This window comes from Ketogulonicigenium vulgare WSH-001, assembly GCF_000223375.1.
GTDB lineage: Bacteria > Pseudomonadota > Alphaproteobacteria > Rhodobacterales > Rhodobacteraceae > Ketogulonicigenium > Ketogulonicigenium vulgare.
In genome coordinates this window covers 694245-708789 of the sequence record NC_017384.1, presented here as the reverse complement: position 1 = coordinate 708789, position 14545 = coordinate 694245, and the positions used below count along the sequence as shown (strand labels likewise).

The 14545-nt window shown below is 66.3% G+C and carries 18 protein-coding genes and 1 pseudogene; all 19 read right to left on the bottom strand.

Translation table 11 applies throughout. The features are described 5' to 3' along the window. Nucleotides 1-49 precede the first annotated feature (49 nt). Complete coding sequence (gene cysE / locus KVU_RS03520) at nucleotides 50-874, bottom strand: serine O-acetyltransferase (protein WP_013383962.1); 825 nt, start codon at nucleotides 872-874, stop codon at nucleotides 50-52. Beyond that, on the bottom strand, nucleotides 846-1187 hold the full coding sequence (locus tag KVU_RS03515) for a DUF7742 family protein (protein ID WP_013383961.1): 342 nt from the start codon (nucleotides 1185-1187) through the stop codon (nucleotides 846-848). Before KVU_RS03515 ends, cysE begins: the two co-directional genes overlap by 29 nt. Next, nucleotides 1187-4996 (bottom strand): baseplate multidomain protein megatron, encoded by a 3810-nt coding sequence (locus KVU_RS03510; protein WP_013383960.1) that lies wholly within the window; start codon nucleotides 4994-4996, stop codon nucleotides 1187-1189. The genes KVU_RS03515 and KVU_RS03510 overlap by 1 nt, the downstream gene beginning before the upstream one ends. 1 nt (nucleotide 4997) lies before the next feature. Next, nucleotides 4998-5411, bottom strand: a complete 414-nt coding sequence (locus tag KVU_RS03505) for a C40 family peptidase (protein ID WP_013383959.1) — start codon at nucleotides 5409-5411, stop codon at nucleotides 4998-5000. Beyond that, a complete protein-coding gene (locus KVU_RS03500; protein ID WP_013383958.1) occupies nucleotides 5408-6253 on the bottom strand; it encodes a phage/gene transfer agent baseplate hub protein in 846 nt (281 codons plus the stop codon). Before KVU_RS03500 ends, KVU_RS03505 begins: the two co-directional genes overlap by 4 nt. Beyond that, nucleotides 6250-6882, bottom strand: a complete 633-nt coding sequence (locus tag KVU_RS03495) for a DUF2460 domain-containing protein (RefSeq protein WP_013383957.1) — start codon at nucleotides 6880-6882, stop codon at nucleotides 6250-6252. The genes KVU_RS03500 and KVU_RS03495 overlap by 4 nt, the downstream gene beginning before the upstream one ends. 12 nt (nucleotides 6883-6894) lie before the next feature. After that, on the bottom strand, nucleotides 6895-7506 hold the full coding sequence (locus tag KVU_RS03490) for an RcGTA-type gene transfer agent tail tape measure protein (protein ID WP_013383956.1): 612 nt from the start codon (nucleotides 7504-7506) through the stop codon (nucleotides 6895-6897). Beyond that, nucleotides 7499-7699, bottom strand: coding sequence for a rcc01693 family protein (locus tag KVU_RS03485; RefSeq protein WP_013383955.1), 201 nt, complete (start codon nucleotides 7697-7699; stop codon nucleotides 7499-7501). The genes KVU_RS03490 and KVU_RS03485 overlap by 8 nt, the downstream gene beginning before the upstream one ends. A 4-nt stretch (nucleotides 7700-7703) precedes the next feature. After that, the gene (locus KVU_RS03480) at nucleotides 7704-8021 is read right to left on the bottom strand and encodes a gene transfer agent family protein (RefSeq protein WP_013383954.1); all 318 of its coding nucleotides are present in this window, start codon (nucleotides 8019-8021) and stop codon (nucleotides 7704-7706) included. Continuing rightward, nucleotides 8018-8434 (bottom strand): phage major tail protein, TP901-1 family, encoded by a 417-nt coding sequence (locus KVU_RS03475; protein WP_013383953.1) that lies wholly within the window; start codon nucleotides 8432-8434, stop codon nucleotides 8018-8020. Before KVU_RS03475 ends, KVU_RS03480 begins: the two co-directional genes overlap by 4 nt. 11 nt (nucleotides 8435-8445) lie before the next feature. After that, a complete protein-coding gene (locus KVU_RS03470; protein ID WP_014537611.1) occupies nucleotides 8446-8832 on the bottom strand; it encodes a DUF3168 domain-containing protein in 387 nt (128 codons plus the stop codon). Beyond that, entirely contained in the window at nucleotides 8829-9161 is a 333-nt protein-coding gene (locus tag KVU_RS03465) for a head-tail adaptor protein (RefSeq protein WP_013383951.1), read from the bottom strand. The genes KVU_RS03470 and KVU_RS03465 overlap by 4 nt, the downstream gene beginning before the upstream one ends. Continuing rightward, nucleotides 9158-9682: a head-tail connector protein gene (locus tag KVU_RS03460; RefSeq protein WP_014537610.1), complete on the bottom strand. Its 525-nt coding sequence runs from the start codon at nucleotides 9680-9682 to the stop codon at nucleotides 9158-9160. The genes KVU_RS03465 and KVU_RS03460 overlap by 4 nt, the downstream gene beginning before the upstream one ends. Nucleotides 9683-9746: 64 nt before the next feature. After that, nucleotides 9747-10877, bottom strand: coding sequence for a phage major capsid protein (locus KVU_RS03455; protein ID WP_013383948.1), 1131 nt, complete (start codon nucleotides 10875-10877; stop codon nucleotides 9747-9749). A gap of 8 nt (nucleotides 10878-10885) precedes the next feature. Next, nucleotides 10886-11413, bottom strand: a complete 528-nt coding sequence (locus tag KVU_RS03450; RefSeq protein ID WP_013383947.1) for an HK97 family phage prohead protease — start codon at nucleotides 11411-11413, stop codon at nucleotides 10886-10888. Continuing rightward, nucleotides 11414-11635 carry a GTA head formation protein, RCAP_rcc01685 family gene (locus KVU_RS03445; RefSeq protein WP_013383946.1) on the bottom strand — a complete coding sequence of 74 codons (222 nt, stop codon included), beginning with the start codon at nucleotides 11633-11635 and terminating at the stop codon, nucleotides 11414-11416. It lies immediately after the preceding gene. Continuing rightward, the gene (locus KVU_RS03440) at nucleotides 11622-12785 is read right to left on the bottom strand and encodes a phage portal protein (RefSeq protein WP_013383945.1); all 1164 of its coding nucleotides are present in this window, start codon (nucleotides 12783-12785) and stop codon (nucleotides 11622-11624) included. Before KVU_RS03440 ends, KVU_RS03445 begins: the two co-directional genes overlap by 14 nt. 91 nt (nucleotides 12786-12876) lie before the next feature. Continuing rightward, nucleotides 12877-14219: pseudogene (locus KVU_RS03435) on the bottom strand (DNA-packaging protein). Continuing rightward, entirely contained in the window at nucleotides 14167-14505 is a 339-nt protein-coding gene (locus KVU_RS03430) for a hypothetical protein (protein ID WP_013383943.1), read from the bottom strand. The pseudogene KVU_RS03435 and the gene KVU_RS03430 overlap by 53 nt, the downstream one beginning before the upstream one ends. Nucleotides 14506-14545 lie beyond the last annotated feature (40 nt).

Below are 14545 nucleotides of genomic sequence, written 5' to 3'. Positions count from 1 at the left end.
GCCTTTTTTGTTTCCCGCGCCGCAACCTGTGCGGCACCTGATGCAGCGCTTACTGCGCCGCGTCGCTGAAGCTTTGATCCAAAGTCTGATCCATCTGCGAGGCAGGCTTGTCGCAGCCCCCCGCGCCCACGACGCGTGCCGGAACGCCCGCGACCGTGGTGCAGAACGGCACATCTTTCAGCACCACAGACCCCGAGGCGATGCGCGATGCATCCCCCACATGAATATTCCCCAGCACTTTTGCGCCCGCGCCGATCATCACGCCATTGCCGATCTTCGGATGGCGGTCGCCGTCGGATTTGCCGGTGCCGCCCAGCGTCACATTATGCAGGATCGACACGTCATCGCCGACCACCGCTGTCTCGCCAATGACGATGCCATGGCCGTGGTCGATCATCAGCCCGCGCCCGATTCGGGCGGCGGGGTGGATATCGACGGTAAAGACTTCGCTCATGCGCATCTGGATCAGATAGGCCAGATCATGGCGGCCCTGTTTCCACAGCCAATGCGCGATGCGATAGCATTGGATCGCAAGATATCCCTTAAAGAACAGCAGCGCCTGCAGCAGGCTGTGGCAGGCCGGATCGCGGTCAAACACCGCCTGCAAATCGGCGCGCGCCGCCAGTGCGATCTGCGGATCGGCGGCAATCGCCTCGTCGGCGATCTCGCGCAGGGCCTGCGCCGAAATCTCGGCACTGCCCAGCTTCATCGAAATGCGATAGCCCAGCGCGCGTTCAAAACTCTGCTGATAGAGGATGCCAGCGTGGATGATACTGCCCAGAATCGGCTCATGCGCGACGGCGGTCTCTGCCTCGTTGCGCATTTGCCGCCACAGCGGATCGCATTCAGCAATATGGGGACGAGGATGCGCCATGGGGGCCTGCCGGAACTGGTTTCTGCTTTTGCATAGGCAAGTTTTGGGAAAAATGAAAGGCCGCGGTGCCCAGCGCCAGTAAATACTCTCTTTCCACCCCGGTCACCGCATATCCCGGTCGCAGCGTCTCGCATAGGATCGCGGCCATGACGGAACCATCGCCGAAATCGGGATGGATGCGCCCGGTGGCCGCCACATGGGCGCGCGCGGCGGTGCAGCGCCAGTCGAGTTCCCCCAGCGCCCTGCCCCAATCGCCGCGCGGCCGATCCATCAGCCAGCGCGCCGCCAGATCGAGATCGCCCAGATGCAGCATCAGATCGCCCCAACCAGCGCGGGCCCCGCACCGAAGACTTGGGACATCTGCGCCACTTCGACCGTCACACCCGCCCCATCTGCCGCGCGCATGGCGGCGGGATAGGCGAAGGCGGGCGTGTCCAGCATCACCTCGCGCAGCAGCGCGCCGGATTGATACATGCGCAGGCGGTACAGCTCGCGCTCCTCACCCAGCGGCACGTCGATGCCGTCCCAACTGTCGCCGCCGCTGCGGGTGCGGCGTTGCCATGTCACGGCGGTATCACTCACGCGCAGATGGCAGGGCGCATAGGGACGCAAGCCCACGCCGGTAAAGGCGCGGTTGGCCTGCCGCCAAGTGCGGTCGCTCATCGGGCGTTGCACCGGCCCCCAATGCCAGTCGCGCGACACACCGCGCGGCACATCAAGCGGCGTCAGGCGATTGTCCAACAGCACGAACCGCGACCCTGCGGGCCAGACGGGCGGCATCACCCCATCACTGCCGCCCTGACCGCGCAGGCGCAGGCTGAGGGCGTATTCGTTCGGGGCCACCAGCGCGGCCTCGGCAAATTGAAAGACCTCCCAGATATCACTGGTGCCATCGCCGATAGCGGCAAGGTTCGCGCCCGATAGCAATGCCTCGGGCAGGTGCGAGGCGAGCGTGCCGGACACCAGCCGCACCCGCAGCGCGGGGCCGCGATCCCAGATCCCTGCGCGGGCGGCCGATAGATCGTTCAGCGTCTCGCCCACCACCGCCGGGGCGGCGCTGCGGGCGAGTTCCACCAACGGCGGCCCGGCGTGGATCGCGACCTCGCCCGGCCATGTGGCCGAAGTGAGGGCGACAGCGAAACTGGGGCCGGTCTCGGACGGCAGATCAAGGAAGGTTGCCGCGACCGGCATCGGCGGCGCAAAGGCGGCGGGCTGGGGGATATCCTCCACCGCATCATGGGGCAGGAACAGGCTGCGGCTGGTGCGGGTGGCGGTGATGCCCAGCGCCTCGGCCCGCTCTAGCTGGTCGATGCGGTAGTCATCGCCCGCAAGCGTCAGCACATCACCCACGCGCAGCCATGCGTCCGAGGGCGGCAGCGTGAATGTCGCCACCTCGCGCGCGAGACGGGATTCCAGCAGCCAGCGCTCGGCGGCGCGGGTGGCGTCGGCGCGCGACATCAGCAGCGGCAGGTCCGAGGTCGAGACCGTATCGCGCGGCGTATCGGCAAGCGTCGCCTCGGCCCCGCCGATGCTGAAATCGCCGCCCGCTGCGACAAAAGCCACGCGGACCTGACCGGCGAGCTCGGCCTCGGGCAGACGGGTCCGCACCAGCGCGGGGGCGTCGTGGGCCACCAGATCATCCATCTCGCGCGTGGCGATGGGGCGGCCGTGGCGGGTGATCAGGTGCAACGCACCGTCGCGGTCGACCGCATCGAACCCATGCGCCAGCATCAACGGTTGCAGCGCGGCGCGCCCCGTCTCGATCCGGTCCATCGCATAGCCCTGCACCATGCCCCAAAGCGCATCGGTGTTCGCGGACAGACCCGCATCCGTGCAAATCTGATCCGCGACGGCGGCCAAAGCCTGCCCGCCGGCGCGGCCGTTCAGCCAATGGCCACGGTCGTAATTCGCGCCATCCGACCACAGATCGCCGCGCGCGGGGAGCCACGGATAGGGCCGCGCGTCCCACGCCCAGACATGCGCGTAGTCCATTTCGACCATGGGGCCGTCGTAGATTTCAGAGGTCGGGTTCTGCGAGGGATCGGCGAAATGGCGGTTTAGGGCGCGCAGATATTGAAGCTGGATAAAGTCGTCGCGTAGGCCGTTGGAATAGTACGGCAGCGCCGATTCCGAGGATTTCGGATCGAGGAATTTGTTCGGCTGGTTGGTGCCTTTGTCGATGGCGGCGCAGCCGATTTCGGTAAAGCGGATCGGTTTGGAACGCGGCAGCCAAGGGCTTTGCGGGCCCTGCGCGCCGTCCACGCGGTCGAAATGCGCATGGCTCCACCACCCTAAGATATCCTTCACGCGCCACATCCAAGGCTGATCGTAACCATCTGTGATTGCAGTGCGAATTTGCGCATCTCGTGCCTCGGGCGAGTGGTAGAACCAATCGTACATCTCGCCGCCTGCGACATTGGCGGTCAGGTAATCGAGGTTATAGATCGCGCCCGCCTGCGCGTCCAAGTGGCTATCGCCGTCGCGCCAATCCGACAGCGGCATGTAATTGTCGATACCGATGAAGTCGATATCCTCATGCGCCCAAAGCGGGTCGAGGTGGAACAGCTTGTCGCCCGTCCCAAGCGGTTGGTAGCCGTGATATTCGCTCCAATCCGCGGCATAGGTGATCAGGGTATCGGGGCCGAGGATGCTGCGCACATCGGCGGCCAGCGCCATGAGTGCGCTGACGGCGGGAAAGCCGATATCGTCGCGCACTTGCGTCAGCGCCACCATTTCCGAGCTGATGCAGAAACTGTCGACGCCGCCCGCCGCCGCGCATAGATGCGCGTAATGCAGGATGAAGCGGCGCAGCGACCACTCATTGGGGCCGGTATAATGCACCCGCTCGCCGGTGCGGGTGAAATGCGCGGGGGTGGCGGTGCCGAAAAAGGCCGCAACCTCGGCCCGTGCGGCGGCTGTGCCATCGGTTGTGCCGGGTTGACCCGGGGCAAGGCTGGTCGTGATGCGGCCGCGCCATGGCAAGGGCGGCTGACCAGCCTGCCCCGTCCAGGGGTTCGGCAGGGTGTTATCCGCCAGTTGATCCATCAGGATGAAGGGATAGAACATCACTTCCTGCCCGCGCGCGCGGATGGTGCGGATGGCGCTGATGACTGCGGCATCGGACGGCGTGCCGCCATAGATGGGCGAGCCGCCGACGCGGGGCACGGTTGCCGCGGCGCTGCGCGTGATGCCGCCTGCCCGCCACGGCTGGTCGGGGGCATCAAAGGCGGTCTGTTCGACCTTTGGCTGCACCTTGCACTGGCCCGCGCGCAGGTCATCGCCGAACCAAGAGACCACCAGCGAGACGGATGTCACGCGCGGCAGTTCGGTATTCAACTGGTCAAGCGCCGTCAGAAAGTCGCTTTGGCCGCTGGGGGTGTTTTCGTTCTGTGTGCCTTCATCGGCATAGGAATAGCGCAGGGCGACGGGTGTATCCGACAGGGCATATTCGCCGGTGCCGGGGATCATGGCGACAGCCTGCACCGCGCCTGCGAATGTATCATCGCGGGCGGGATCGTTGCGGATCACCTCGAATGAAAACTGCGGCACGCGATTGCCATAGGGGCCAAGGTCGAGGTCCTCGATCACCACATAGGCGGTGCCGCGATAGGCGGGGGTGTTGTCTGCCCCCTCGACCGCGCTGATACGGGGGTCGGGCAGTTGATCCATATGGCCGTGGTAAAGGCGCAGGCTTAGGTCGGTGGGCGCAATCTCGGTCCCGTCGGCCCAGATGCGACCGATGCCATTGATCGGCCCCTCGCACAGCGCAATGGCCAGCGAGGTGGTATAGCTGAAAGTGGTGGTCTTTGGCTGACCTTTGCCAGCGCGGGTCTGGGTGCTGGTTTCCATGAATTTGGTCGCCCAGATCACCTGCCCGCCGACACGCATCCGGCCATAAAGGCGCGCCATCGCGGCGCCTTCGGACGCACCTGTGACGCGAAAGCGGTCGATGCGGCCGGTTTCAACGGGCTGCGCGCCGCCGCCCAAGATGCGCTGGTCGATCAGGCTGCCTGCAACAGCGCCGACAGCGCGGCCGATGACGGCCGAGGAGAGGCCCAAAATCCCGCCCCCGATCGAGGCACCGACCGAGGCGCCAACGGCAGAAAGAACCAGCGTTGCCATGTTAGGACTCCTGTTTAGGGGCGAAATGGTAAAGGCCTGCGATGCGGCGGCGCCACGGCAGGCTGAGGGGGCTTTCAACGACGCCGCCCGCGTGGAAGGCATGGATGAACGTCGGCCCCGCGCAGATGGCCAGATGCGCGGGCGGCAAATGCGGGCGCAGGCGCAACAGCATCAGCGCGCCGGGATAAAGCTGCGCTGCGCGCGGCAGATAGCGGTCGGCGGCGCGCGCCATCGCATCTGGCCCCAGCGTTACGGACCAGTCGGGGCTGTAGTCCAGCGGCCACGGCGCGGGGCCGTAAATCTGCCGCCAAAGGCCGGTGATGAGGCCAAGGCAATCGGCCCCGACCCCTTGCAGGCTAGCGCCGTGCACGAAAGGCGTGCCGATCCATGCGCGGGCAAGGGTGTCAGGTGTCATCGGAACAGGCTCTCGCCGCTGCCGTTTGTTTTAGGGGCGGCGATCAGCCAATCCTCGCCCGGGATATGGGGGAAGCCGCGAAAGTTGTGCAGATTGCCGAATTTCGCGCGGCAGGTGGCGAGGCGTTTGTCGCAGCCGGGCAGCAGGCGGATCTGATCGCCTGCCTGCGGTTGCACCCCCAAGGGCGACCAGAGCGAGATCAGCCGCTGTGCGCCCAAGCTGGCGTCGGATTTGATCATGCCCGAGAGGCCAGCCGCAGCCCCCGTGGTGATTTTCACAACGCCGCGTTCGAACCAGCGCGGATCAAGGTCCGGCGCGGCGATGGTCAGCGTGGTGTCATCCACCGCGATCAGCGCGGCATCCATCGCAAAGCCGGGGGTATCGAGGTCAAAGCCGCAGGCGGCATCGCCCAGCACCGCCGCGCAGCCGCGCTGATAGCTGCGCCCGATGGGACGGGACAGCGCCTCGGCCGCGCCGCGCAGCTCGGCCCGCCATGCGCCATCCTCGAGGGTGATCTCGCCCAAAGTGCCGTGAAAGATCAGGCTGCGGTCGGCAGGGGCGCGCCAGTTGACCTGATAGATGCGGATATCGGCCCCGTCGAAACGGCCTGCCCGCAGGTCGCCCTCGCCCACGGCATCATCGGTGATCATGCCAAAGCCTTCGGTATTGTCGACAGCAAGGCCTGCGCCTTGCACCAGTGCCGCGCCGCTCATGCCCGCGCCCGCGCGGAACGTCAGGCCCGCAAAGGTCAGATCGCCATCGTGATCGGTAAAGCCCAGTTGCAGCCCGTCCGTGCGGGTGATGGCCCAGGCGGTGCAGCGGGTGGTGGAATGGTCGCTCATGGGCGCACCTCGATCAGGGGGACGGAGGGGATTTGGCCCGCCCGAAAGGACGAGACCGAGATCTGGATCGTGTCGGTTTCAAACCGCACGGGGACGTCGAATTCAAAGCCCGCGCTGATTTCGGCCCCCGGCGCAGGCGGGCTGGCAAAGATCACGCGGCCAAGGCCAAGGTTCAGCGTGTAATCCGTCCCCTCGTCCAGCTTTTGACCGGCGACGGCGATCTGGACGGTATTGGCGACAGGTTTGGTGATCGGGCGGGCATAAGCGCCCTCGCCCGAGACATAGTTTTTCACCAGCGGCCAGTCGGCGGTTGCGCCATCGCCATATCCAAGCGTCTGATCCATTTCGGAAATCGCGGCGGACGGCGCGCAGGATTTGTAATCCGACCAGTCTTTCCAGCGAAAGGCATGCAATTGCCCGCCGCGCGCCTCGAAAAAGGCGATGAGCTGCGCGACATCATCCAACGAGCGCAGGCCGACGCCTGCGTCATAGCGGCGGCGGGAATGGGCCCAAGCGGTGTTGCGCTGTTCATAGCCGCTCGTCAGCGTGACGATTTCCGTGCGCCGCGTCGGGCCGCCGAGCGAGTCAAAACTGATGGCGGCGGGAAAGCGGATGTCGTGAAAGGCCATGATGCCCCCCTGTCAGCGGTTGCGGTTGCCGCGCGCCACAAGGCGCGAGACCTGCGCGCCGATCTGGCTTTGCGAGCGGTGGAAACTGGCGGCATCGGGCGTCTGGATGTTCATCACCAGATTGACGCCGCCGCCGCCTTGCGCCGCGACGCCCAAACGGCCATCGGCGCCGCGCGTCAGCGGCATGATCGCCTCGGGCCCCGCCTCGCCCATCAGCCCGGTGCCGCCGCGCATCGGAAAGGTGGTGGGGGCGGTGACAACACCGCCTTTGGCAAAGGGCATGACGCGGCCTTGGGTGAAGGTGCCACCCTCAGCGAAAGGCATCAGGCTTTCGATGCCACTGGCCAACCAGCCGCCGATCTTGTCGGTGATGGGCCGCATGGCGGCGTTATAGGCGGCGTTTTGAACGCTTTGCGCGATGCTGCTGACCGCCGTGCTGAGGCGGTCGCCGTCGAACACCAGCCCGTCAAAGGCGCGGCGCAGCCCCTGCGAGAGGCCGCGTTCCAGCCCCGCCACATCGCGCGAGGTCGCCGATAGCGTGCCGCGCATCTCGCGCAGGCCCGCGTTGAAGGCGGCGGTGACGGATTGGGTTTGCTGAAGCTCGGCGGTGGTGGTGTCAGCCATCGGTGGCCTCCTGGAGTGGGGCGTGATCGGGATAGGCACGGACGAGCGCATCAAGGCGCGCGCGCGCCATGGGTTGGCTGCCTGCTGCAAGGCCCAGCATCAGCATCAGTTCAATCGGCGTCAGCGCCCAGAATTCGGCGGGTTTCAGGCGCAGATGCTGCAGGCCAAGGCGCAAAAGGCCGGGGAAATCCATGGGCTTATCCCGCGCTTGCAAAGGCGCGGGCCAAAAGCTGGCCTGCAATACGCGCCGCTGCCAGCGGCCCGCCGCCCACGTCGATCTGCTCGAGATCCGCCGCCGTGCCCTGCCAGCCGCCGCCGCGCAGGCCCGCAACGATCAGCGCCAGCACATCCGCCGTGCGGATATCGCCACTTTCAAACCGCGCGACCAGATCGGGCAGATTGCCCGATTGCAGATCCGCCTCCAGCCGCGCCAGTGCGCCAAGGGTCAGACGGCCGATGTGGATGACGCCGTCGAGCGGGATTTCGACCTCGCCCGCATGAGGATTGGCGCTCATACCTCGGCCTCGAATGTCAGTGCGCCTGCCGAGGCGAGGGTCACGTCATAGGTGGCCTCGCCATTATAGGTGCCGGCATATTCCAGCGCGGTGATCTGAAAGCGGCCCTCGATCGCGCCGAAATGCGGGATGATGATGCGAAAGGCGGGCACCTCGCCGGAAAAGAACAGGGCGCGCATCCGCTCGTCCGTGGATTGGTCGCGGAACACGCCCGCGCCGGACACGGAGGCCGAACGCATCCCCGCCCCGGCCAGCAATTCGCGCCAGCCGCCCTGGCTTTCCATCGTGGTGACATCCACCGTTTCGGCGTTGAAACTGATCCGCGAGGCGCGCAGCCCCGCGACGGTCTCGAACAGGCCATCGCCCGTCATGTCGATCTTGATGAGGAGATCCTTGCCGTTTTGCGCGCTCATATGAGGCTCCTTTAGGGTTCGATACGGATGCGGAAGAACAGGTCGATGCGGCGCTCGGCCCCCGAGGCGGATGTGCCCTTGGCCGAGGCGCGCAGGAATTGCGCGGGGCTGGCGGTAAAGGACGGCAGGGTGAGCGGCGCGGCCAGCGCCTCGGTGATGGCGGTGGTAATGGTCTTGGCGCTGCCAAAGCCGCCACCCGTCGCGATGACCGAGATTTTCACCTCGTGGATGGTCAGCGCGCCCTCATGCGTGGAAAGGTCTTCGACCTCCTCGGGGCCGAGGGCGACGTAAAGCGCGGGCACGGGGCCGCTGGGCAGCGCGTCATAGATGTCCACGCCATCGAGCGCGGCCGTCAGCCGTGTATACAGCGCCTGTTGCAGGGCAAGGGATTGGGTCATCGCACCAGCTCCTCCTCGGCAATGCAGGTCAGCAGGCGGGCGCTGGTCTCTTGCACCGCTAGGATCAGAAAGCTGCGCGGCCCTTCGGTGAGCCGCTGGCCCGCGATGGGGCGGCGGGGATCGCCGGCGGGCGCGGCGCGCAGGGTGATGCGCACCGGCACGCGCGCCAGTGCCGCGCCCAGCGCCGCCGCCTCGCGCCCCGTGGCAGGTGTCACCGCAGCCCAAAGCGTGCCGAGGGTCTGCCAGCCTTGCGTATAGCCGCCCGCGCCATCGGGGGTGCGGGTCGGGGCCTGCAGGATTAGGGCGCGGTTCATGCGCGGCGGCCTCATGTGCGGGCCCCCATCGACAGACGCAGCGTGCGATAGCGTTCGGTCAGGGCCGAGACGCCAAAGGGCATACAGGCGCCGTCCAGCGCCGGGTCCTGGCGGTATTCGTAATAATGCGCCGCCAGCATCAGCACCGCCTGTTGCAAATCGGCGGGCAGCGCGGCGAAATCATCCGCCAGCCCGGCGTCATAGCGGACGGTCAGCTTGGCCGTTGTCGGCGCGGTGATTGTTGTGCCCGCCAGCGCATAGGGCTGCGCCGTGCCATCCACCGTCACCGACAGCACCGCGCGCAAAGGGCCGACCGCCATCGCCTGACCGGATGTCATCTGCTGCGCAAAGCTGCGAGCGATCAGGATTTTGTTGATACGCCCCTCGATCGCGGCAAGGGCGGCGCGCAGGAAGGCGCGCAGCAGGTCATCTTGCAACCCATCCGTGCCAAAGCCAGAGCCGAGGCGCAGGAAGGCACCCAGCGCCGCGACCGGCAAGGCGGCATCATCCACCGTTGTTTCTTCGACCAGCATCATCGCGCCCAGCCCTTCCGTGTGATCATTGGGGGGATGGCGGGGCTGATGGCCCCGCCCGTTGGATTTACGCGGTCGCGTAGCGCAGCAGCTTGATCGCGGCATAATCGGTGACCGCACCGCCGACGCGTTTGGTCGCATAGAACAGCACATGCGGCTTGGCCGAGAACGGGTCGCGCAAGACGCGCAGGTCGGCGCGTTCGGCAATCGTGTAGCCAGCGGTGAAATTGCCAAAGGCGACGGGGAAGGCATTGGCGGCGATATCGGGCATGTCCTCGGCAATCAGAACGGGATAGCCCATCAGGCGCGCAGGCTCGCCCGCGGCAAGGCCGTCAGACCACAAAAAGCGGCCGTCGCTGTCTTTCAGCTTGCGCAAAACGCCGGTGGTTTTGGAGTTCATCACAAAGCTGGCGCCGGCGCGGTATTCGGCGCCCAGCGCATAGACCAGATCGACGATCGAATCCGCAGGCAGCGCTGCGGTCGAGCCGGTTGCGACATAGCCGAGGTTGCCCCAGCTAAAGCTGGCATTCGCGACTTTCGTCACCGTCAGGAAGCCGTTCGGCTTATCGACGCCATCGCCATTGACGAAAGCGGCCGCCTCGGCGCGGGCAAAGCGCTGCGCGATGCGGGTGGCGAGCCAGTCTTCAAGATCAAAGGCGCTGTCATCGAGCAGGCGCTGCGAGACTTTGGGCAGCGCCGAGAGTTCATGCAGGCGGATCGAAATGCGGTCGATGACCGGGGTCGTGCTTTCTGCAACGGTGCCGGTCTCGCTCGCCCAGCCCGCGCCCGGCTCGGTCCGGTCGACCAGCACGTCATAGCTGCTGGCATCGACATTCACGACGCTCGAGATCGCGCGGATCGAGGCGGTGGCATTGAGCACCGACTGGATCGTTTGCGCGGTTTGCGGCGAGACCAGATAGCCGCCATCGGCGGCGACGGCGGTGGACATCGCCTTGCCCTCGATCTCGATATGGCGCAGGCCGTCATCGTCGCCCGAGCGCAAATAGGCGTCAAAGGCCTTTTGATGCGGCGCGTCGGTGTCGACGGCAGCGGACAAGGCGGGACGGTAGGCGGATTTGCGGTCAAGACGGGTCATGCGGGTCTCCTGCTGTTCAAGACGTTGTTTCACTTCGCCTGCAAAGACATTGAAATCAGAGATGAAACCGTTCATCTCGTCGGTTACGGAGGGCGTATCCATGGCGGCTCCTAGAGGTTGCGGATGGTGGCGCGGGCGCTGCGCAAAGCAGCGATCAGCGCGGCGTCGGTTTTGGTGTGTACGCGGGCGTTGGGCAGCATGGGGAATGTCACCAGCGACACCTCCCACAGCTCGACCTCGTGCAAGAGGCGGGTGCCTGTGTCCGATTTGGTAGAGCGCAGGGTGCGATAGCCGATGGAAAGGCCGTCGATCGCACCGGCCGCCAGCAGCGCGGAAACTTCGGCGGCCTTGGCGACCTCGGGCAGCAGGCGGCCGCTGACGCGCAGGCCGGTGGCATCCTCGGTGACCTCGTCCCAGACGCCGATAGGAAGGCTGGGGTCGTGCTGCCACAGCATCCGCACCTTGGTGCCAGCAGCGGCAAGACGCGCGAGCGAAGCGGCAAAGGCCCCCTTTTGCACGATATCGCCGCCTTGATCGCGCAGCCCAAAGACCGAGGCATAGCCTGCGACGCTCACGCCCGCAGGATCGGGCGCGGATAGCGTTGCGTATTTATATTCGAGATCCAAAATCCCCTCCATTTAACCGGGAGCAACCGACAGGAATGATTGAAACGCCTGCGCCAGAATCGCGCCCAAAACGCCGTAAACCGTCAGCCACAGACGTTTTTCTAACCGCTCGATCAGCGCCTCTACCCGGGCAAGCTGTTGCTGCAATTGCTGGAATTGCAGCGCGACCAGCCGCTCCTGCGCCTCGATCTTCAGGCCGGGGGCGCAGAGGAAGGGGCGCTCACGCGGCTCCATCTGGCTCTCCGGGAAGGCCGAGCAAGGCGCGTTTTTCGGCGGTCGAGAGGAAGCTTGCGGCGCCCACGCGTGCCCACAGGGCGTCGCGTTCGGTTTGCAAGGCGGCGATCTGGTCGGGATCGGGCCGCAGATCCAGCCAGGTGCCCGCAAAATCGTCCAGCCAATTCACCAGCGCACCCGTGACCCGCGACGCCAAAGGCAGCACGGTTAGGCGGTAAAAGGCGCGGTTCGCCTCTTGGTAATTGGCATAGGTCGCGTCCCCGGGGATGCCCAGCAACATGGGCGGCACGCCAAAGGCGGTGGCAATCTCGCGCGCGGCGGCCTCTTTGGTTTGCAGGAATTCCATGTCCGAGGGCGAAAAGCCCATCGGCTTCCAATCGAGGCCGCCCTCAAGCAGCATCGGGCGTCCGGCATTCCTCGCGCCCTGATGCTGGCTTTCCATCTCGGCCACCAGCCGGTCGAATTGGCCGTTGGACAAGGTGCCGTTGCCATCGGCGCCGCGAAAGACAATCGCGCCCGAAGGCCGCGCCGCGTTCTCCAAAAGCCCCCGCGACCAGCGCGAGGCGGCATTATGCACCTCGACCGCCGCCGCCGCGGGCGTCAGGGGCGACAGGCCGTAATGGTCGTCATGGGGGTGAAAGGCACGGATATGGCAGATCGCGGCGGCGTCAAAGCGGTGTTTGCGCCCGGCCACCGCATAGTCATAACCGGTGGGCCAGCCATCGGGCCCCGGCACGACCGACATACGATCGCTGCGCAGGACATGCAGTTCCGTGGGCAGCGCGCCATCCGACACGGCCTCGACATAGGCATTTCCGGTCAACAAAAGCTGGGCGTAGATCGCCTCGAACAGTTCAAGCTGGCCTTGGGCGGGATTGGGGCGGGCCAGCAGATCCAGCACGGGGTGGGTGTCATAGCGCTGCGTCGCGTCTTGCAAGATCAGCGGCAGGGCCGAGGCCGCCTCAGAGATCAGGCGCACGGCACGAAAGCCGATGGGGTTGGCGGCAAAGCCCGCGCGCACCAGCGATGATCCCTCGCGCGGCTGGAATCCGGTGCGACCGGCTGTGCCGAAACCCACCACCTTTCCCGCCGCCGAGGCTTTGACCTCGACCAGCGGCGCCGGTTGTTTTTTCTCGCCAAATCCGAACATGTGCCCCTCGCTGCTGCCGTCTTGCGCTTAAGGGGGGTTATCGGGGATGGGGGTTAACGCGCGGCGGTGGCACCGCGCGTTGCCCGTTGCGCTAGCCGATAGCGCGGATCTGGGGCGATGCGCCGCCTGCCCCCAGCATCAGCTCGTGTGCGGCCCAGACCAGCGCGTCGACCCGGTCGGGCGAGCCTTTGCCGGTAAAGCCCTGCAGCGTCATCAGGGACATTTGCGCCTCAAGCAGCGCTAGCCCCGGCAGGTGGCAGGCGCGGCCCCGCTCGTAAATGGTCGAGACGGGTTCAGCGCGCGCGCCCTTGGATTTGCTGGCCCGCACGGCGCGATAGGGGATATGCGGGTCAAGCTGGCGCAGCACGCTTTCCACCAGCGCGCCGCCTTGGTTCACCTCGGCCACGAGGCGATCCGCGCCGTGGCGGTGAAAGGCCGCGATGGCGGCGCTGGCCCAGGTATGGGGGGACGCGCCCTGCACGGTTGCATCCTCGATCACCCACAGCCGCCAGTCGGTGGGGGCCCCGCGCTGTTCGACCCCCGCGACAATGATGCCGCAGGCGTCCGAACCCGCATGACCCGTCACGGGCGGATCGACCGCGACCACGATGCGATCCAGCGGGGGCGCCTGCCGCTGCAAGGCCGCATCCAGCAGGTGCTGCGGCCACAGCGTGCCCTCGGCCTCGTCAACCAGCAGGCCATCGAGTTCCTGACGACCCAAATGCGAGCCCTCGAACATCGCCTCGACCGCGGCGACAAAGCCGGGGGCGAGGTTGGCGCGATTGGCGCGGGTGGGGGCATGGGTCATCACGGTGCCGCTTTGGGCCAGCAGCTTGCGCAGGAACGGCCCGCCGCGCGGGGTGGTGGTCAGGCAGGCGCGCGGGTCATCCCCCAACCGCAGGCCCATCACCAGCATGTCCCATGCCTCTTGCGCAAGGCGCCATTTGGCGACCTCGTCCGCCCAGATGGCGTCGAACTGGGGGCCGCGCAAAGCCTCGGGGTCGTGGGCGGAAAACAGGCGCGCCTCTGGGCCCCGTTCGGCCAGCGCAGCATGGCGCGGCCCGCGATCCATTCGGGGCGGCGCGCGGGCGGGCAGCAGGCCATCAGCCCGCTGTCGCCAAAGACCATCACCTCGCGCGCCTGATCCATCGTCTGGGCGATAAGGCCGACCCGTTTGGCGCGGCCGGGGGTATCGGGGCGCGGCCCTTCGACCATGCTGCGCACCCATTCGGCCCCTGCCCGCGTCTTGCCCGCGCCGCGCCCGCCCATGATGACCCATGTGCGCCAATCGCCCGAGGGCGGCAGTTGATGCGGCAGCGCCCAAAACTCGAACAGCCAGGGCAGCGCCGCGATCTGGTGATCGGCAAGCGCGCCCAAGAACTCAGCCCGCGTCGCAGCAGGGGTTGAGGCGAGCCAGGCGGCAGCCGATTTCATCGCGGATCGCGTCATAATCGAGTGTGTCATCAGCGGTCCCTTTGGCAAATTTCGCATACCAGTCGTTGAACTTCTGCTCGGTATCAAAGGCGCGCCGCAGCGCGGTCTCGAGTTCCGATTGTTTGGGGGCAATCTCGCGCAGCGGGCCCGGATTGCCGGCAGAGAGTTCCGCCAGCATATCGGCGAGCGAGCCGCGCACCGACAGCAGCAGCACCATCGCATCGCGCAGTTGCCGCTGGATGTCTTGGTTTGGTGCCAAATTCGGGGGGTGTAAATCGTCAGCCATGATCGTGCGCCTTGTCTGAGGGGCTGGCACAGACGCAAAA